This is a genomic window from Akkermansia sp. UBA7090 (assembly GCF_002493465.1).
GTDB classification, from domain to species: domain Bacteria; phylum Verrucomicrobiota; class Verrucomicrobiia; order Verrucomicrobiales; family Akkermansiaceae; genus Akkermansia; species Akkermansia muciniphila_A.
The window spans coordinates 1-4700 of record NZ_DKYW01000031.1 but is presented as its reverse complement, the minus strand read 5'-3'; the positions used below and the strand labels follow the sequence as shown (position 1 = coordinate 4700).

Sequence of the window (4700 nt, the reverse complement as noted above, 5' to 3'; positions counted from 1 at the left end):
CGAATTTCCAATCCGTTATATACGCAAAAAATTAACATCTAACATTTTTACAATGCGTCTCCATCTCCCTATTACCCTGCTGACCGCTGTTCTGGCTTGTTATACCGGCGTTTCCCTGGCTGCCCCAACTCCTGAATCTCCCGCATGGGGAGCGGACTCCACCTTCAACAACAACGAGCCCGCCAATGAATATTCAGTTACTGGGAACCAATCCGTCAGCCTTGATGTAAATTCAGGAAACAACAATTACACCACAGGACTTTATATTGGAGCAGACTCCTCGTTTACCATTAATCAGAATTCTAACGGCGGCTGTACTATCAATTTGAACGGGGCATTTGCCGGAGAAGGAAATCTGACGCTGGTAGCGGCTAACGGCAATGCCGGCTATGCCTCCAAGTTTGTGCTTGGTTCCCAGGAAAGCAGCTTCGCCGGGAACATTATCCTTTCCCAAAAGGGAACACAAGCCGGAGGAGCCATTCTCCAGATTACGGGCACGGCGCTCGCCAACACAACAGTGGATTTGTCGGGATCAATCAATCAAAGTTCCAGTGCTCTGACGTTGCAAATTTCCAATGCCGCTTCTCTGGCCGGTTTAAATGATGCCGACGGCTTCAGCGGAACGCATAAAGGACGCGTCCAGTCAGCCAATTCCTCCAGAGCGGATCTTACCCTGACGGGCAACGGGAATTACACGTATGGGGGAAGCATCGGGGCAACCACGCAACATTCCGGAGTCAACGGTAACACTACTCCCACGGGAGGAATAAATCTGATTATGGCCGGAACGGGTACTCAGAACCTGACGGGATCCGTCATCAACGCGAACATCACGGCCCAAGGGGGCGCCTTGAAAATCAATAATTCTTCCCTGGCCTATTCCGGCATAATCACCATGGAGGGAGGAACGCTGGATTTCACCTCCGCCACTCTGGGGGCAAATGCCGTGTTGAACATGAACGGCACCGGCACATTGAAAAACGCAACAATTGACGGAACCAAGTTAACCTATACGGAATCAGGCTCCTCCTTTACCAAGGAAAATGTCACCTTCACTTCAGGCACCATTGATATCGGCGGCGCACTTGACAATCTGGTGGAGGAAGACCAGGGATACACGTTTGATTTAGGGAGCAGCCTCGGCTCGAACTTTACCGTTACGGGATTGGCAACGGGACAATACAGCATAGAAGGCAGCGTGCTGACGATTGAAGAAGGGGCTATATCCAGCGTGACGTGGGTATCCGCGGGAGCGGCAGGGGCGTTGGAAGAAACGATCAAAAACGCCTTTACGCTGACCCTTGGGGAGGGGAACGCGGCCAATGTCAGCCTGGGATATCTGGACGGAACCCTGACGAGCAGCGGGGATAAAGTCTATCAAATCACCAACAGCGGCGGAACCAAAATCAACCTGAACGGAGTATACAACAACGGGGCAACCCTGCCGTCCGGCAACCTCAACTACCAGGGGGACGTCTGGATGGATATCATCGGGGGGCCATTCGGCACCGTCGTTGGGGGCGTATCCAACGAATGGAGCACCAACCTCCAGACCAGCACGCTGACGGGAGACACCCATGTGCAGCTCTCGGGGAACGCCACGGCGGAACACGTCATCGGCGGAAACAACAAGGGAGCGAGCACCACCCTGACGGGCAACACAAACGTTACCGTCAAAGATAACGCCATCGTGGCGGGGGCCATCATCGGAGGAAGCACCTCCGCCCACAATGCCGTCACTACCATCACCGGAAACACGAGCGTCCTGGTCACCGGCATTCAGTACAGCAACAACGCGACCGTCAACCTGGGAGGTTTCCGCAACGTCACAGACCAGAACTTCATCACGGGCGGAAGCGCGTGGACAGCCAACACGGCATCTGGAACGACGGTGCGGGGCAACACCTCGGTAACGATTAATATAAGCAATGCGGAACTCTCCGACACGGAAGGACACAACAACTTCGTCAAAAACATTTATGGGGGCAGTTACGGAAATACGGCATCCGAAAGCAACGGAGCCGTACAAAAAGTGGAAGGAAACTCAGGCGTCTCCATCACCGGAAAAGAAGGAATCACCTTCACGGGAAACATCATGGGCGGCTCCTTCTGGAACTGGGGCAACGGCACGACGCTGACCACCAACGGAAGCACCAGCGTCTCCATTGATGGAGGCTCCACCTTCACGGGCAACATCGTGGGCGGCTCCTGGAGAGGAAACACGTGGACGGCGGAAGATCCCACAGCGCTGCCCGTCAGCATTGGCGGCAACGTCACCGTCACCCTTGGAAAGGGCGTCTACCTGGGCGACATCTACGGCGCGGGCAACTGCGGCACGGTAGGAGGCGGCGTCCTCGTCTCCCTGACGGGAGGAAGCGTCTTTGGGGCGGAAGGGGAAGACGGCGGCATCACCGTCGGCGGAAGCGCCGGAGCGGCGGTCGAAGGAGACAGGACGCTGGAACTCAAGGGAACCTTTGGAGACGGGAACTTCCAAAACGTCACCTTCACCCGGTTTGATGAAATTAATGTCGAGCAGGAAGGAATTTCGGCTACCATCTGGGCGCTGACCGACAGCCCGTCCCTGACCAAAACCGGAGCGGGAAACCTGAAACTCGGAGCGGACGCGGCAGGAGCGCAAACCATCCTTGACGGAACCTCGGAAGGAATCTCCATCACGGCAGGCAGCCTGAACCTCTCCGGAGCCGACGGCAGCCGTATGAAAGGAACGTGGAATATCTCCTCCGGCTCCCGTCTGACCGGAGTCAGCGGAACCGTAACCGTAGGAGAAGGCGGCCTGGACGGACTAACCATCGCCCTGGGAACGGAAAACATCGGCCAGGACACGCAGGCATCTGACGCCGTCATCAGCAACGGCAGCGCAACGGGAAGCGACCCGAACCTGACCATATCGGGAGAAGGGCTGACGCTGGACCTGAGCAACGACGCCGTCGTCAACCTTCTGCTGGACCACAAAACCGACGACTCTTCCAGCTACCTGACCCTGACCAGCGGAACGCTGACCGTCGGCGACCTGGGAGACATCGCCTTCACTACCGACCTTCTGGCCAACTACGGCATCAGGGTCACCGGAACGGACGGAGGCAGCCTGGTGCTCAGCGGAGCGTCCGCCGGCCTCTACCGCGTGCAGGCGGAAGGAGGTGACGCCCATGAAGTCAACTCCTATCAAACGCTCTCCGGCTACGCCGGCGTCGTCATCGGGGGCGGACAGACCCTGACGGTCAACCTGGCCGGAGCGCCGGGCGAAGCCGACGGACAGGGAGCTAAAATCAACAACCTGATGGGATCCACGGGCAGCAGCCTGGTCGTCAACAACACCGGAGACAGCACGGCCGTCGTCATCCTCAACAACAAACAAATAGAGACGGGAGAAGACGACATCGACCCGGCCGTCCAGGACACCGTCATGGGCGGCAGCATCACGGGCGGCAGCAACGTCACCTTCATCAAAGAAGGAATCGGAGCGCTGACGGTCGGAGGAAAGATGAATGTGGAAACCCTGGTCCTGCGTGAAGGAAGCATCGTCCTCAACGACGCGGAAAACTCCCTGGACACCCTTATTCTGGAAGGAGGAGGCCTGACCATCAACGGCAACGCCGAAATCGAAACCATGACCGTTACGGAAGCCGGAGGAACCCTGACCATTCAGGGAACTTTTGACCTGACCGGAACAAGCAATATCAACGACGGAGCCATCACCGGAACCGGCTCCCTCCGTATCCGGGAAGGAGCGGAACTGGCTCTGGGCGGAGAAGCCCGGCTGGACGGCCCCGCAATCACCGCCGACGGCACGCTGAACCTCTCCGGAACGGAAGCCGGCACCATCAGCAGCCTCTCCGGCGCCGGAACCCTGTCCATGAACGGAGGCAGTCTCGCCATCTCCTCGGCGACAACCTCCGCCGGAACTTTCTCCGGCACGCTGGAAGGCAGCGGCGCCCTGGACATCTCCGGGAAAACCACCCAATACCTGCAAACCGGCAATGAGGACTACGACCTCGCCGTCCGTGACGGAGGCATCCTTGTCCTGAAAGGCACCGCGGACACCTCCACGCTGAACTACAACGGCATCACCGCCGGAAACAACGGCACCCTGCGTATTGAAGCCACCGGGGATGCCCAGGGCAACGCCAACACCACGCTCAACGTGGAAAGCGCCACCTTCCAGAACGGCTCCACGACGGAACTGATCTACAACTTCAACCAGGACGCCCCCTTCGGCGCCCCCATGCTGACGGCGGGCACCATCACCGTGCAGGACGGAGCCGACTTCCTCCTCTCCAACATGGAAGGGAATGCCGCCATGAACGCGGGAAGCGACCTTCATGACATCATCCTGATGAGCGCCACCGACAGCATCAGCGGTTTGGAAGACGGACAAAACCTCGCCGCCCGGATATCCGGCCTCTTCGCCGTTTACTATCAGGACGCCACCCTGAGCCGCGACGGAAACGACATCCTGCTGAATGCCACGCTCCGTCAGGAAAACCTCTTCTCTCCCGCGGCCGACACGTGGAACTCCGCCGCTGGAGCCAGCCTGCTCTGGGAAGCCCGCAAAAACCTGGATTCCGACTCCCAGCTGGCCCAATTCATGAACGGCGTCAGCACCATGATCAGCAACGGCAACCTCTCCGAAGCCTCCCGCGCCATGGCAGCGGTGTCGGGAAGCACAGTCAACGCGCTGG

At 58.3% G+C, this 4700-nt stretch carries 1 protein-coding gene; it reads left to right on the top strand.

Annotated elements, in window-relative coordinates; all coding sequences use genetic code 11:
* Positions 1–52: 52 nt before the first annotated feature.
* Positions 53–4700, top strand: a 4648-nt coding sequence (locus B3075_RS10020) for a beta strand repeat-containing protein (protein ID WP_290488792.1), incomplete at its 3' end; no start/stop codon positions are given.